The 13,836-nt window shown below is 75.7% G+C and carries 14 protein-coding genes; 2 read left to right on the top strand and 12 right to left on the bottom strand.

What is annotated here, in order from left to right; genetic code table 11:
• Positions 1-5: 5 nt before the first annotated feature.
• The 12 genes from ACI8AK_RS13200 to ACI8AK_RS13145 form a co-directional block, all read right to left on the bottom strand.
• A complete protein-coding gene (locus ACI8AK_RS13200; RefSeq protein WP_456956585.1) occupies positions 6-1,499 on the bottom strand; it encodes a CoA-acylating methylmalonate-semialdehyde dehydrogenase in 1,494 nt (497 codons plus the stop codon).
• Between the two features lie 23 nt (positions 1,500-1,522).
• The gene (locus tag ACI8AK_RS13195; RefSeq protein ID WP_456956584.1) at positions 1,523-2,476 is read right to left on the bottom strand and encodes a sugar phosphate isomerase/epimerase family protein; all 954 of its coding nucleotides are present in this window, start codon (positions 2,474-2,476) and stop codon (positions 1,523-1,525) included.
• Positions 2,473-3,546 carry a Gfo/Idh/MocA family protein gene (locus ACI8AK_RS13190; RefSeq protein ID WP_387988148.1) on the bottom strand — a complete coding sequence of 358 codons (1,074 nt, stop codon included), beginning with the start codon at positions 3,544-3,546 and terminating at the stop codon, positions 2,473-2,475. Before ACI8AK_RS13190 ends, ACI8AK_RS13195 begins: the two co-directional genes overlap by 4 nt.
• Complete coding sequence (locus ACI8AK_RS13185) at positions 3,543-4,505, bottom strand: TIM barrel protein (protein WP_387988149.1); 963 nt, start codon at positions 4,503-4,505, stop codon at positions 3,543-3,545. The genes ACI8AK_RS13190 and ACI8AK_RS13185 overlap by 4 nt, the downstream gene beginning before the upstream one ends.
• A 20-nt stretch (positions 4,506-4,525) precedes the next feature.
• Positions 4,526-6,451 (bottom strand): 3D-(3,5/4)-trihydroxycyclohexane-1,2-dione acylhydrolase (decyclizing), encoded by a 1,926-nt coding sequence (gene iolD, locus ACI8AK_RS13180; RefSeq protein WP_387988150.1) that lies wholly within the window; start codon positions 6,449-6,451, stop codon positions 4,526-4,528.
• Positions 6,448-7,425, bottom strand: a complete 978-nt coding sequence (gene iolB / locus ACI8AK_RS13175; protein WP_456956582.1) for a 5-deoxy-glucuronate isomerase — start codon at positions 7,423-7,425, stop codon at positions 6,448-6,450. The genes iolD and iolB overlap by 4 nt, the downstream gene beginning before the upstream one ends.
• On the bottom strand, positions 7,422-8,357 hold the full coding sequence (locus ACI8AK_RS13170) for a class I fructose-bisphosphate aldolase (RefSeq protein ID WP_456956580.1): 936 nt from the start codon (positions 8,355-8,357) through the stop codon (positions 7,422-7,424). The genes iolB and ACI8AK_RS13170 overlap by 4 nt, the downstream gene beginning before the upstream one ends.
• On the bottom strand, positions 8,350-9,351 hold the full coding sequence (iolC, locus tag ACI8AK_RS13165) for a 5-dehydro-2-deoxygluconokinase (RefSeq protein ID WP_456956578.1): 1,002 nt from the start codon (positions 9,349-9,351) through the stop codon (positions 8,350-8,352). Before iolC ends, ACI8AK_RS13170 begins: the two co-directional genes overlap by 8 nt.
• A gap of 129 nt (positions 9,352-9,480) precedes the next feature.
• Positions 9,481-9,861 carry a hypothetical protein gene (locus ACI8AK_RS13160; protein ID WP_387988154.1) on the bottom strand — a complete coding sequence of 127 codons (381 nt, stop codon included), beginning with the start codon at positions 9,859-9,861 and terminating at the stop codon, positions 9,481-9,483.
• Positions 9,862-10,052: 191 nt separating this feature from the next.
• Entirely contained in the window at positions 10,053-11,252 is a 1,200-nt protein-coding gene (locus ACI8AK_RS13155; RefSeq protein WP_456956576.1) for an MFS transporter, read from the bottom strand.
• A 58-nt stretch (positions 11,253-11,310) separates the two neighbouring features.
• Positions 11,311-11,865 (bottom strand): TetR/AcrR family transcriptional regulator, encoded by a 555-nt coding sequence (locus ACI8AK_RS13150; RefSeq protein WP_387988156.1) that lies wholly within the window; start codon positions 11,863-11,865, stop codon positions 11,311-11,313.
• Complete coding sequence (locus ACI8AK_RS13145) at positions 11,862-12,452, bottom strand: sugar O-acetyltransferase (RefSeq protein WP_387988157.1); 591 nt, start codon at positions 12,450-12,452, stop codon at positions 11,862-11,864. The genes ACI8AK_RS13150 and ACI8AK_RS13145 overlap by 4 nt, the downstream gene beginning before the upstream one ends.
• Positions 12,453-12,572: 120 nt before the next feature.
• Between ACI8AK_RS13145 and ACI8AK_RS13140 the strand changes: the two genes are divergently transcribed.
• Both ACI8AK_RS13140 and ACI8AK_RS13135 read left to right on the top strand, forming a co-directional pair.
• A complete protein-coding gene (locus tag ACI8AK_RS13140) occupies positions 12,573-13,451 on the top strand; it encodes an alpha/beta fold hydrolase (RefSeq protein WP_456956574.1) in 879 nt (292 codons plus the stop codon).
• Between the two features lie 86 nt (positions 13,452-13,537).
• Positions 13,538-13,735 carry a DUF1918 domain-containing protein gene (locus ACI8AK_RS13135; RefSeq protein ID WP_387988159.1) on the top strand — a complete coding sequence of 66 codons (198 nt, stop codon included), beginning with the start codon at positions 13,538-13,540 and terminating at the stop codon, positions 13,733-13,735.
• The last annotated feature ends 101 nt before the right edge of the window (positions 13,736-13,836 follow it).

The following is a 13,836-nucleotide window of genomic DNA, read 5'->3' as shown; positions in this document are numbered from 1 at the left end:
CGCGCTCAGGCGTTCTGCGGGAAGCCCAGGTCCACCCCGCCGTGGCTCGGGTCGAGCCAGCGGGAGGTGATGACCTTGCCGCGGGTGAAGAAGTGCACGCCCTCGGCGCCGTGGGCGTGGGAGTCGCCGAAGAGGCTGTTCTTCCACCCGCCGAAGGAGTAGTAGGCCATCGGCACCGGAATCGGCACGTTGATGCCGATCATCCCGACCTCGACCTCGTGCTGGAACCGCCGGGCGGCGCCGCCGTCGTTGGTGAAGATCGCGGTGCCGTTGCCGTACTCGTTGCGGTTGACCAGCTCGACGGCGTGCTCGTAGCTGTCCACCCGCAGCACCGACAGCACCGGGCCGAAGATCTCGTCGGTGTAGACGCTCATGCCCGGCTCGACGTGGTCGACCAGCGTCGGGCCGAGCCAGAAGCCGTCCTCGGCGCCGTCGGGCTGCACCTGCCGGCCGTCGACGACCAGCTTCGCGCCCTCCTCCTCACCGGCCTCGACGTAGGACTCGACCCGGTCGCGGTGCCGCTTGCTGATCAGCGGGCCCATGTCGCAGCCCTTGCGCCCGTCGCCGGTGCGCAGCGTCCGGGTGCGCTCGGCGATCCGGGCGACCAGGTCGTCGCCGATCCCCCCGACGGCGAGCACGGCGCTGATGGCCATGCAGCGCTCGCCGGCCGAGCCGAACCCGGAGTTGACCGCGGCGTCGGCGGCCAGGTCCAGGTCGGCGTCGGGGAGGACGACCATGTGGTTCTTGGCTCCGCCCAGGGCCTGCACCCGCTTGCCGTGCCGGGTGCCGGTCTCGTACACGTACCGGGCGATCGGGGTGGATCCGACGAAGGACACCGACCTGATCCCGGGGTGCTCGAGCAGCCGGTCGACCGCGACCTTGTCGCCCTGCAGCACGTTGAAGACGCCGTCGGGCAGCCCCGCCTCCTGCCACAGCTCGGCCATCCACAGCGACGCGGAGGGGTCCTGCTCGCTGGGCTTGAGGACGACGGTGTTGCCGGTGGCGATCGCGATGGGGAAGAACCACATCGGGACCATCGCCGGGAAGTTGAACGGGCTGATGACCGCCACCGGGCCGAGCGGCTGGCGGACGGAGTGGACGTCGACGTTGGTCGAGGCGTTCTCGGTGAACCCGCCGCGCACGAGCGAGGGCACGCCGCAGGCGTACTCCACGACCTCCTGGCCGCGGGAGACCTCGCCGAGCGCGTCGTCGAGCACCTTGCCGTGCTCGGCGGTGATGATCGCGGCCAGCTCGGGCTTGCGGGCGTTGAGCAGCTCGCGGAAGCGGAACAGGACCGCGGTGCGCCTGGCCAGCGAGGTGTCGCGCCAGGCGGGGAAGGCCGCGGTCGCCGCGGCGACGGCCGCGTCGACCTCCTCGGTCGAGGCCAGGGCGACCTCGCCGAGGACCTCACCGGTCGCCGAGTCGGTCACCTCTGCGGTGCGGCCGCTGGCGCCCTCGCGGCGGGCGCCGTCGATCCAGTGGGGGATGGAGGTGGGCATGGCTGCTACTCCCGGGGTGGGTGTCACGGAGCGGTGTCGTCGGGGAGCGGTGTCTGCGGGAAGTTCGGCCGTCCCGACGCGCCGGTGTCGGGTCGGGCGGCGCCGCGGCCGGCGTCGTCGGGGAAGTGCTTGGCGACCAGCTCGCGGATGGCCTCGAGCATGCGCGTCCCGGACTCGCGGGCCTGGTCGTCCCAGCCGAACACGCAGGTGGTGAGGACCCCGTCGAAGCCGGTGCCGGCCAGCGCGGCGAAGGCCTCGTCGAAGTCGACGTCGCCACGGCCGATCTCCATGTGCTGGTGGACGCGGGTGGTGTTACCGGGCGGGTTGGTGATGTAGCGCAGCCCGTCGGAGGCGCGGTGGTCCATCGAGTCGGCGACGTGCACGTGGGTGAGCAGGTCGCCGGCGTGCGCGATGATCCCGGCGGCGTCGTCGCCCTGGTGGAAGGTGTGCGGCGTGCAGTAGAGGAACGACACGCACGGCGAGTCGATGCCGCGGACCATGTCGACCGCGGGGTGGCCGAGCTCGATGAAGTCGTCCGGGTGCGGCTCGAGGGCCAGCCGGAGTCCCTCCCGCTCGAGGACGGGCAGCAGCTCCTCCATCGACCGCCAGAACATCGCCTCGGCGAGCTCCGGCGCCTCGGGGCGGCCGTTGAACTCCGAGTTCACTGTGTCCACGCCGAGCTCGACGGTGATCTCGATCGCCCGCCTCCAGTAGCGCACCGCCGCCTGCCGCTCGTCCTCGCCGGGCCCGGACCAGCGCATGACCGGCAGCACCGAGGTGACGCCGACGCCGGCGTCGGCGAGCCGCGACCGGAACGCGCGGACGGTGGCCAGGTCCACGCGGGGGTGCTTGAAGAACGGGACGAAGTCCTCCCGCGGGGACAGCTCGATCCACTCGTAGCCCATCGCGGCGACGACGTCGGGCAGCTCCAGCAGCGGCGTGGTCCGCAGCATCTGCGGGTCCAGGGCGATCCTCACCGCTGCTCCAGCCGGACCTCGGTGCGCCGTCCGGTGCGCAGCGCCTCGACGCCGGCCGCGCACACCGCCTGGGCCGCGTAGCCGTCCCACGCGCCGGGGCCGTCGATCCCGCCGCGGCGGGCGGCGTCGGCCCACCGCTGCAGCTCGACGTCGTAGGCCCGGCCGAAGCGCACGCGGAAGTCCGGCGCGATGCCGGCCGACCGGGACGGGCCCGCCGCCCCGCCGGACGTGCGCAGCAGCCCGGCGTCGAGGCCGATCACGGCGCTGCCGTCCTCGCCGACCACCTCGGTGCGGACCTCGTAGCCCACCCCCGTGCTGACGAAGACCTCGACGTCGACCAGCCGGCCGCCGGTGGTCTCGAACAGGACCAGCAGCGGGTCGGACTGGCCCGCGACCGCGTGCCGGGTCGCCCGCGGCCGCAGCACGGTGACCGCGGCGATCTCCTCGTCCAGGAGGAACCGGGCGACGTCGACCTCGTGGACCACCGAGTCGTTGACCATCATCTCGCTGGTGAAGTGCGGCGGGACCGCGGCGTTGCGGTGGGCGCAGTGCACGATCAGCGGCTCGCCCAGCCCGCCCTCGGCGACCAACGCCCGGAGCTGGGCGTACTCGGGGTCGAAACGGCGCATGAAGCCGACCTGCACCAGCCGCCGGCCCGTGCGGGCGGTGTACGCGTCCTCCGCGCGCACGACGGCGATGGAGCTGTCGGCGTCCATCGTGAGCGGCTTCTCGCACAGCACCGGCTTGCCGTGCTCGATGCAGGCGAGCACCTGCTCCTCGTGGAACTGCCCGGGGGTGGCGACGAGGACGGCGTCGACGCCGTCGTCGGCGATCGCGGCGAGCGGGTCGCCGACCACCCGGCAGCGGGGCACGCCGGCGGCCACCTGCTCGGCCTTCTCGGCGGAGGCGTCGCTGACCGTGACCACCTCCGCGCCGGAGATGCGGCTGTGGAGGCGGGCGACGTGGTCGGCGCCCATCATGCCGACCCCGAGCACGGCGACCCGGAGCCCGTGTGCCGGGACGTCGGCCATCGCCGGGAGGACACCGGCCTGCGTCTCCGTGGTGGTCACGCCCGGGCCTCCGATCCGGGTGCGGGGGTCCTCGGGGCGCCGATCTGCAGCGACGGCAGCCGGCAGCCGGCGATGTGCCGGTGGGTGCGCCGGGCGATGGGGAGGGGCCGGTCGGGCGGGCAGGGGTACATGTCCTGCTCGACGATCGCGAAGACGTCCAGGCCGAGCTCCTCGATCGCCTCGAACAGCGGCGGGTAGGCGGGCACGCCGTGGGGCGGTTCCACGAAGGCGTCCATCCTGACCGCGTCCGGCCAGGTCACGTCCTTCTCCAGCACCTCGTCGATCACCTGCGGGTCGACCTGCTTGAGGTGCAGGTAGCCGATCCGCTCCGGGTAGCGGTGGATCAGGTCGAGGTTGTCGCCGCGGTAGTAGCTGACGTGCCCGGTGTCCAGGCACAGCGGCACGTACCCGGGATCGGTGTCGGCGAGGAACCGCTCGATGTCGCGCTGCCAGCCGACGTGGCTCTCGGCGTGGGGGTGGTAGGCGATCGTGAGCCCGTACTCCTCCCGGATCGCGCGGGCCAGCCGGTCCACCCCGCTGGTCTTCGCCCGCCACGCCTCGGGGGTGAGCTCGCGCGGCTCGACGTCGGCGCCGGTCTTCTGGTCGCGGAAGGTGTCGGGGATGACCACCACGTGGGTGCCTCCGGTGGCCCGGGTCAGCGCGGCGACGTCCTTGACCTGGCTCCACACCGCGTCCCAGGAGTCGGGCCGGTGCAGGTGCTCGAAGACGGTGCCGGCGGACACCTGCAGGCCCCGCGCGGAGAGCTCGTCGGAGAGCCGCGCCGGGTCGGTGGGCAGGTAGCCGTAGGGACCCAGCTCGATCCACTCGTAGCCGCAGGCGCTGACCTCGTCGAGGAAGCGCTGCCACGGCACCTGTTCCGGGTCGTCGGGGAACCAGACGCCCCACGAGTCGGGAGCCGAGCCCACCCGGATCCGCGCGCGGCCGTGCTGCTCTGTCATGGGTGCTCCTCCTGGCTGGATCAGGGCTGGGCAGGAGTGAGGTACGGGCGCTGGCGCGCCTTCTCCTCGGCGTAGACGGCGCGGGCGCGCCGGGTGCTCTCGAGCGTGGAGACCTCGCTGACCGGCACGTCCCACCACGACTCGCTGGAGGGCGCGTCGACGAGCGGGTCGGTCTCGACGTGCACGACCGTCGTCCGGTCGCTCGCCTTGGCCTTGCGGAGGGCGGCCTCCAGGCTCGGTCCGTCCTGGGCGGAGAGGACGTCGACGCCGAGGCTGGCGGCGTTGGCGGCCAGGTCGACCGGCAGCACGTCCCCGTCGAGCCGGCCGGAGCCCGACCGGTACCGGTAGCGGGTGCCGAACCGCTGCGACCCGAGGGACTCCGAGAGCGCGCCGATCGAGGCGAAGCCGTGGTTCTGCACCAGGACGACGACCACCTTCACGCCCTCCTGGACGGCGGTGACCAGCTCGGTCGGCATCATCAGGTAGGAGCCGTCGCCGATCATGACGAACACGTCACGGTCCGGGCTGGCCATGCGGACGCCGATGCCGCCGGGGATCTCGTAGCCCATGCACGAGTAGCCGTACTCGACGTGGTAGCCCTTGGGGTCCCGGACCCGCCACATCTTGTGCAGGTCCCCGGGCATCGACCCGGCCGCGCACACCACCACGTCGCGCGGCGCGGACACCTCGTTGACCAGCCCGATGACCTCGTTCTGGGTGAGCCGGCCCCCGCTGCCGGGTGCGGCCGGGTGGTAGGCGGCCTCGACCGTGGCCTCCCACGCGGCGGCGAGCTCGGCGGTGCGGGCGCGGTACGCGTCGTCGACCGACCAGCCGGCCAGCGCCCCGGTCAGCGCGGTGAGCGCCTCGCGGGCGTCGGCCTGCACCGTCACGCCGGCGTGCTTGGCGGCGTCCACCGCCGCGACGTTGACGTTGACGAACCGCACGCCCGGGTCGGCGAAGGCGGTGCGCGAGGCGGTGGTGAAGTCCTGCCAGCGGGTGCCGACCCCGATGACGACGTCGGCCTCGCGGGCCAGCGCGTTGGCCGCCGTGGTGCCGGTGGAGCCGATCGCGCCGACCGACCGGGGGTGGTCGAAGGGCAGCGCGCCCTTGCCGGCCTGGGTCTGCGCGACCGGGATGCCGGTGGCCGTGGCGAACGCGTCCAGCGCCGCGGTGGCGGAGGAGTAGACGACGCCGCCCCCGGCGACGAGCAGCGGCCGGCGGGCCGTCCGGACCACCTCGACGGCGCGCTGCAGGGCGGCCGGCTCGGGCTGCGGGCGCCCGACGTGCCAGGTGCGCGGGGCGAACAGCTCCACCGGCCAGTCGAACGCCTCGGCCTGCACGTCCTGCGGGAGGCAGACGGTGGCCGCGCCGGTCTCGGCGGGGTCGGTGAGCACCCGCATCGCACCGAGCAGCGCGGCGGGCAGCTGCTCGGGCCGCTCCACCCGGTCGAACCACCGCGACACGGGGCGGAGGGCGTCGTTGACCGAGACGTCGCCGCTGTCGGGGCGCTCGAGCTCCTGCAGCAGCGCGCCGGCGGCGCGGGTGGCGAAGGTGTCGGCGGGCAGCAGCAGCACCGGCAGCCGGTTGACCGTGGCCAGCGCCGCGCCGGTGACCAGGTTGGTCGCCCCGGGCCCGATGCTGGTGGTCACCGCCCAGGTCTGCAGCCGGTCCTTCGCGCGCGCGTAGCCGACGGCGGTGTGCACCATCGCCTGCTCGTTCCGGCCGAGCACGTAGGGCAGCGCCCGCGGGGACTCCAGCTCGGCCTGCAGCAGCGCCTGGCCGAGGCCGGCGACGTTGCCGTGGCCGAAGATGCCCAGGCAGCCGGCGAACAGCCGCTGCCGGTGCCCGTCGCGCTCGGTGGACTGCTGGGCGAGGAAGCGCACCACGGCCTGGGCGACGGTCATCCGGGCGGTCCCGGGACGGGCCTGCGGCGGGGTCTGGCTCACGAGGGGGACGCTCCCTCCGGGTCGGGGCGGTGGGTGGGCAGCGGCAGCCGGGGGTCGACGTCCTCGTCGGCCCACGTGCCGCGGACCCAGGCGTGCGCGGGGTCGTCGACGATCCGCCACGCCCGCTCGGGGCCGGGGCCGGCCATGACGTTGAGGTAGTAGAGGTCGTGGCCGGGCGCGGCGATCGAGGGTCCGTGCCAGCCGTGCGGCACCAGGACGACGTCGCGGTCGCGGACCTCGGCGAGCACGTCGACCGGCCGCTCGGGGGTGCCGTACACGCGGTGGTAGGCCAGGCCGGGCTGGCCCTGGGGGCCGGTGGCGACCTCGAAGTAGTAGACCTCCTCGAGCTCGGTCTCCACCGCGGAGGTCTCGTCGTGCTTGTGCGGCGGCCAGCTCGACCAGTTGCCGCCGGGGGTGAGCACCTCGCAGGCGATGACCGAGTCGGCCTCGAGGACGTCGGCGGTGGCGAAGTTGTGCACCTGCCGGCTGCTCCGGCCGGCGCCGCGCAGCTCGACCGGCACCGCGGCGGCCGGGCCGTAGCGGACGGGGTACCGGCGCCGCGCGCGGGCGCTGCACAGGGCGAACCGGCCGCCGTTGCGGCTGGTCAGCTCGGCGGTGGCCCCCAGCGGGAGGTAGGCGAAGTCCGTCGGCCCGGCGAAGACGCAGCTGCGGCCGGCCAGGGGGAGCACCTCCCCGTCGCAGGCGACGGTGACCCCGCCCTCCAGCGGGACGACGACGACCTCGTCGGGCCCGGTGTCCAGGACGTGCCGGCCGCCGGCGGGCAGCTCGAGGACGCGGAGCCCGGTGTGGCCCCAGCCGGCCGACTCTGGCGTGACCTCCAGCGCGTACCGGCCGGCGGCGGCGGACCCGGCGGGCAGGTGCAGGGAGCGGGAGCCGGGGGCGGTGGAGCCGGGGGCGGTGGTCCGCGAGCCGGTGGTGCTCGGGGCGGTGGTGCGCGGGGCGGTGGCGGTCACGGCCGGCTCCCTCCGTGGACGAGGGCGACGGCGGTGTCCACCGCGGCCTCCACGTCGTCGTCGGGCGGGTAGAGCAGCGTGCGGCCGACCACCAGGCCGCGCACCGGCGGCAGCGCGAGCGCGTCGCGCCACTGCGCGTAGGTCTCCTCCGGCCGGCGCGAGGGGTCCCCGCCGAGCAGCAGCGTGGGCAGCGTGGTCGCGTCCGACACCCGCTCCATCTCCGCGACCACCGGCAGCTTCAGCCAGGTGTAGGCGGAGGTGGCGCCCAGGCCCTGCACGACGTGCACGCTCTTGATCACCGCGTCGGGGGACAGGTCGTTGACCACCCGCCCGTCGACCCGCCGGGACAGGAACGGCTCCAGGATCGCGACCAGCCCGGCGCGGGCCAGCGCGGTGACCGCGCGGCCGGCGGTCTCCAGCGAGACGACCGTGGCGGGGTCGTCGAGGTCGACGCGGTTGAGCATCTTGGCCGCGTCGAACCGGGCGTCGACCACGCCCTGCACGTCGTAGCCGGTCATCCGGTCGTCGATCTCGAACACCGAGCCGGCCAGGCCGCCGCGGTTCATCGAGGCGACGACCACCTTGTCCTCCAGCGCGCCGAGCAGCAGCAGGTCCTCGGCGACGTCGGCGGTGGCCAGCAGCCCGTCGACCCCGGGTCGGGCGAGCGCGGCGCGCAGCCGGTCGAGCATCTCCGTGCGGCTGTGCATCGCGGTGGGCCGGCCCTGCGCCGACAGCGCGCCGCGGGCGGGGTGGTCGGCGGCGATCAGCATCAGCCGGCCGTCGTCGGGGAGGAAGGCCGGTCGCCGGCGGCGGGTGGCCAGGGCCTGCGCGACCGCCTGCGGGGAGCGGCTGCGCAGCTCGGTGACCTCGGCGTAGGTGGCGCACACCGGCGCGGTCCCGACGGCGGGCAGGTGCACGGCGGTGTCAGACACGGGTGCCCTCCAGGCGGGGGGTGGGGACGGCCGGGCGGGCGGCGGCGACGTGGGCGGCCACCTCCGCCGCGGTGGGCATCGCGGTCGAGCACTCCAGCCGGGAGGCGACGATCGCGCCGGCGGCGTTGGCCTCGCGCAGCAGCTGCTCCAGCGGCAGGCCGGTGAGCAGCCCGTGGATCAGCGAGCCGCCGAAGGCGTCCCCGGCGCCGAGGCCGTTGACGACCTCGACCGGGGTCGGCGGGACGACGACCCGCTCGTCGCGGGTCGCGCCGAGGACCCCCTCCGGGCCCTGCTTGACGACCGCCAGCTCGACGCCGGCGTCCAGCAGCGCGTCGGCGGCCCGGTCCGGGTCGCTCTCACCGACGGCGACCTCGCACTCCTCGCGGTTGCCGACCGCCACGGTGACCGAGGGGAGCGCGGCGCGGACCTGCTCGGCGGCCGCCTCCCGGGAGGGCCAGAACACCGCCCGGTAGTCGAGGTCGAGGACGGTGTGCCGGCGGCGCCCGCGGGCCGCCCAGGCGGCGTGGTGGGCCGAGCGGCTCGGCTCCTCGGACAGGCCGGTGACCGTCGCCCACAGCAGCCGCGCGCCGCGGACCGCGTCGAGGTCGAGGTCCTCCGGCCGGATCTGCAGGTCCGGCGCGGTCGGGCGGCGGTAGAAGTAGATCGGGAAGTGGTCGGGCGGGAAGACCTCGCAGAAGGTGACCGGCGTGGCGTGGTGGGGGTCGACGACGACGAACCGGTCGTCGACCCCGAGCTCGCGCAGCGCCCGGCGCACGAAGCGGCCGAACGGGTCGTCGCCGACACCGCTGACCAGCGCGGGGGAGTGCCCGAGGCGGGCCGCGGCGACGGCGACGTTGGCCGCGCTGCCGCCGAGGTACTTGCCGAAGGACTCGACGTCCTCGAGCCCCACGCCGATCTGCAGGGGGTAGACGTCGACGCCGCTGCGCCCCATCACCACGACGTCGGGGGCGACTGCGTCGGGGGTGTCGTCCACGGTCCGCTCCGTCCTGTGCGTCGTGCCCCGTGGGACCCGACTGTGCGCCGCGACACCTTCCGGCGTCAAGGCTTTGTCAGGACATAGCGACATCTTGTCGTGAGCGCGGCACCCCGGTGGCCGCCCGGCTCAGCGAGGGTCGAACAGGACCACCTCGCCGGGCGTGACCGGGAACGGGTTGGCCCACCCCGAGGCGGTGCCGGTGATCGGCTGGGCGTCGGTGACCACGTGGTACGGCGTCCCCGGGTAGACGGCGAGCACGCGGGCGGGGTCGGTGAGCTCCTCGGTGTGCTCGAGCAGCTCGCCGCGGCGCAGCAGCCGCGTCGTCCGCCGCCCGCGCAGCTCGCGGCCCACCTCGGCCACCCACCGGGCGCCGTCCTGGTCGAAGGCGACCGAGCGCACCCGCGCGCCCGGCGGCGCGGGCTCGCAGCCGGCGAACTCGGCGAGGGCCTCGTAGAGCCGCTCGGCCTGGTCGTCGTCGGTGGCGCGGGGGAGGAAGAAGGCGGTCACCGGCCGATCCTGACCCCCGGTACCGACAGCCCGGGATGCGGACCGTGCACCGGGCGTGCACCCTGGGTGCACGTGCTCCGCCCCGGCCGAGTAGAGGGGGACTCCTCGCCGGGGCACCGGGCCAGGTTCCGAGCTCCGCTCCCTGGCCCGGCCGCCGGGACCCCGGTGGTGCACCACCGGATGCCGCGCCCTCAGGTCGTGCGGCTCACCGACGCCTTCAGCACCCGGCCGCACAGCACCGTGGCCACCCCGGCGACGACGGCGGTCAGGAGCCCGACCCGCAGGCTGGTCGCGTCGGCGAGCGCGCCCACCAGCGGCGGGGACACCAGGAAGCCGATCCGCAGCAGCCAGTTGACCAGCGTGAGCCCCACGCCGTGCCGCAGCCCCGGGAGGTCGTCGGCCGCGGCGTAGACGGCGGGGACCAGCGTCGCGACGCCCAGCCCGGCCAGGGCGAACCCGGCCAGCGTCGTGGCCAGCGACGGCACCGCCAGCGCCAGCCCCATGCCGGCGGCCACCATCGCGCCGCCGACACGGGCCACCCGGCGCTGCCCGAACCGGTCGACGACGCGGTCACCGGTCAGCCGGCCGACTGTCATCGCCAGCGACAGCGCGACGAACCCCAGCCCCGCGGCCGCCGCGCCCGTCCCCACCTCGGTGCGCAGCCACAGCGCGCTCCACGAGGAGCCGGCGTCCTCGACGAACGCCCCGCACGCGGCGAGCACGCCGAGCGCGGCCAGCGGCAGCGCGACCGCCCGCAGCGTCCCCCGCCCGCCCGCGGGCACGGCGTCGCCGGGCACCTCCTCCTGGTCGGGACCGGGCAGCATCGACCGGTGCGCCACCAGCGCGACGACGGCGAAGACGGCCGCGACCACGCCCAGGTGCACCCCGAGCGGGACGCGCAGGCCCGCCGCGGCGGAGCCCAGCAGCCCGCCCGCCACCGCGCCGATGCTCCAGAGGCCGTGGAAGGAGTTGAGGATCGACCGGTCGTAGGCCCGCTGCACCCGCAGGCCGTGCGCGTTCTGGGCGACGTCGACGACCGCGTCCAGCGCGCCGGCGACGAACAGCGCCCCGGCGAACAGCCACCACGAGGGCGCGACGGCGGCCCCCCAGACGGCGGCGGCCAGCGCCACCAGGCCCCAGGAGGCCACCCGCGCCGAGCCGAACCGGCGCATGAGCGCGGCCGAGGCCAGCGCGGACACCAGCGCGCCGAGCGGCAGGGCGGCCAGCGCCGCGCCGAGCTCGGCGTTGGAGACGCCCAGCCGGTCCTTGACCTCGGGCAGCCGGGGCACGAGGTCGGCGAAGAGCACCGCGTTGACGAAGAAGCAGGCGGCGACGGCGGCGCGGGCGGCGCGCAGCCGGGGCGGGGCGGGAACCGGGAGGGTGTCCGACACGGGTGTCCTGTCTGGAGGGGCGGGCGGTCAGGGCGGGTGGTCAGGGGTCGGGGGCGGGTCAGGCGGCGAAGCGGAGGATGGCGGCACGGATCTGGGCGCGGTCCATCGGGTCGGTGGACAGGGCGCTGTGCAGCACCAGCCCCTCGACCAGGGCGTCGAGCTCGCGGGCGGTCACCGGGTCGAAGTGGCGCTCCAGGCTCGCCCGGCTGCGCTGCATCCAGTCCTGGGTGACCGCGCGCAGCGCCGGCCGGCGGGCGGCGGCGACGTAGAGCTCGACGGCGAGCACGAGGTCCCGGCCGGAGCCGAGCAGGTCGCCGGTGAGGTGCTCGACCAGCGCGTCCAGGGCGGCGGCCCGGTCGGGAGCGGCGCACATGCGCGCGTCGAACCGGGCGGCCACCTCCTCGACGTGCCGGGTGAACGCCGCGGCGTGCAGCTCGTCCAGGCTCGCGAAGTGGTAGGTCATCGACCCCAGGGGCACGTCGGCGGCGCGGGCGATGGCCCGGTGCGTGGCGCCGGTGACGCCGGCGTCGGCGATGACGTCCAGCGCCGTGGCCACCAGCCGGTCGCGGCGGCCGGGGTCGTGCCGCCGCGGCCGCCGGACGGGGGTGCTCACCCCCGGTCCAGCTCGCGGACCACCCGGGCCGGGTTGCCGACGGCGACCACGCCGGCCGGCAGGTCCCGCGTCACGACCGACCCGGCGCCGACGACGGTGTCCGCGCCGATGCTGACGCCGGGCAGCACGATCACCCCGCCGCCGAGCCACACGTTGTCGCCGATGGTGATCGGCCGCGCGGCCTCCCACTTGTCCCGCCGGGGCCCGGGCTCCACCGGGTGGGTGGGGGTGAGCAGCTGGACGTTCGGCCCGATCTGCACGTCGTCGCCGATGGTGATCGCCGCGACGTCGAGGGCGACCAGGCCGACGTTGGCGAAGCAGCGGGCGCCGACGCGGATCCGGCTGCCGTAGTCGACGTACAGCGGCGGGCGGATCTCGGTGCCCTCGCCGACCGAGCCGAGCAGCCGCCCGAGCAGCTCCCGGCGCAGCGGCCGCTGGCGGACCGAGGTGGCGTTGTAGGCGGCCACCAGGTCCAGGGCGGTGGCGCTCTCCTCGCCGATCTCGGGGTCGTCGGCGACGTAGAGGTCGCCGGCGAGCATCCGCTCGCGCATGGTCCGGCCGTCGTCCGGGGCGGGCAGCGAGGTCATGCGGACGAGCGTACACATCCATGCGGACGCCCGTACGCATCGCCGGGGGGCGGCGCGCCGATGACTTCCGTCCGCCGCGACGGTCCACCTCTCGACACCACCGCTCCCGGGAGGCCCCAGATGACCAGCACCGCCCCCGCGCTCGAGACCCGCACCCTCGAGGTGCCCGGCGCCGTCCTCGCCTACGACGTCCGCCCCGGCCCGGCCGGCGCGCCGGTGCTGCTGCTGGTCGGCTCGCCCATGGCCGCGGCCGGCTTCGGCACGCTGGCCGGGTACTTCGCCGACCGCACGGTGGTCACCTACGACCCGCGCGGCTCCGAGCGCAGCCGCCGCACCGACGGCGCCGCGACGAGCACGCCCGAGGAGCACGCCGACGACCTGTCCCGCGTCGTCGCCGCGGTCGGCGGCGGTCCGGTCGACGTCTTCGCCAGCAGCGGCGGCGCGGTCAACGCGCTGACCCTCGTCGCCCGCCACCCCGGGCAGGTGCGCACGCTGGTCGCGCACGAGCCGCCGTCGGTGCGGTACGTGCCCGACGCCGCGGAGGCCTCGGCCGCCACCCACGCCGTGGGGGAGGCCTACCGGCGGTCCGGCTTCGGCGCCGGCATGGCGGCCTTTATCCGGCTGGTCGCCCACCGCGGCCCGGTGACGCCCGACCTCGCCGGTCCCGCACCCGACCCCGCCCTGTTCGGCCTGCCCACCGAGGACGACGGCTCGCGCGACGACGTCCTGCTCGGGCAGAACCTCGTCTCGTGCACCCACCACGAGCACGACGTCGCGGCGCTGCGGGCCGCGCCCACCCGGGTCGTGGTCGCCGTCGGCGCCGGGTCCGAGGGAGAGCTCGCGCACCGCGGCGGCGTGGGCGTCGCCGAGGCGCTGGGGACCGCCCCGGTCGTCTTCCCCGGCGGGCACGCCGGCTTCCTCGGCGGTGAGTACGGCCAGACCGGGGAGCCCGCGGCGTTCGCGGCCCGGCTGCGCGAGGTGCTCGACGGGGCGGCCTGAGGGCCTTGTCCCGTCCCGGCGGCAGCGGGAGGCTGGGTCCGCCAGGACGAGCTGTGAACAGGGCCAGCCACCGCCGGGAGGTCGCCGTGGAAGCGCGCGTGGGGGACAGGATCGTCGTCCGCTCGACCCACCAGGGGGAGCCGGACCGCACCGGACGGGTGCTCGAGGTCCGCGGACAGGGCGGGGCGCCGCCGTACGTCGTCCAGTGGGACGCCGACGGGCACACCGGCGTCTTCTACCCGGCGGGCACCTGCGCCGTCGTCCCCGAGCCGGCCGAGGCGTAGGAGCGGGGGCCGTCCCCTCGCGGGACGGCCTCCCCGCAGGTCGGCGGCGGACGCCCGTCCGGCGTGCCCGCTCGGCGCCGCCCACCCCTCCGGCGGCCGCG

The organism is Geodermatophilus sp. SYSU D00867 (assembly GCF_054050315.1).
The sequence above is the reverse complement of the archived record's forward strand: the minus strand, read 5'-3'. Positions and strand labels throughout refer to the sequence as shown.

Excerpts from the sequence above, each read along its gene's own strand:
- ACI8AK_RS13145 (WP_387988157.1), bottom strand. The coding sequence starts at position 12,452 with ATGACCTCGCTGCCCGCCCCGGACGACGGCCGGACCATGCGCGAGCGG.
- ACI8AK_RS13140 (WP_456956574.1), top strand. The coding sequence starts at position 12,573 with ATGACCAGCACCGCCCCCGCGCTCGAGACCCGCACCCTCGAGGTGCCC.
- ACI8AK_RS13185 (WP_387988149.1), bottom strand. The coding sequence starts at position 4,505 with ATGACAGAGCAGCACGGCCGCGCGCGGATCCGGGTGGGCTCGGCTCCC.
- ACI8AK_RS13200 (WP_456956585.1), bottom strand. The coding sequence starts at position 1,499 with ATGCCCACCTCCATCCCCCACTGGATCGACGGCGCCCGCCGCGAGGGC.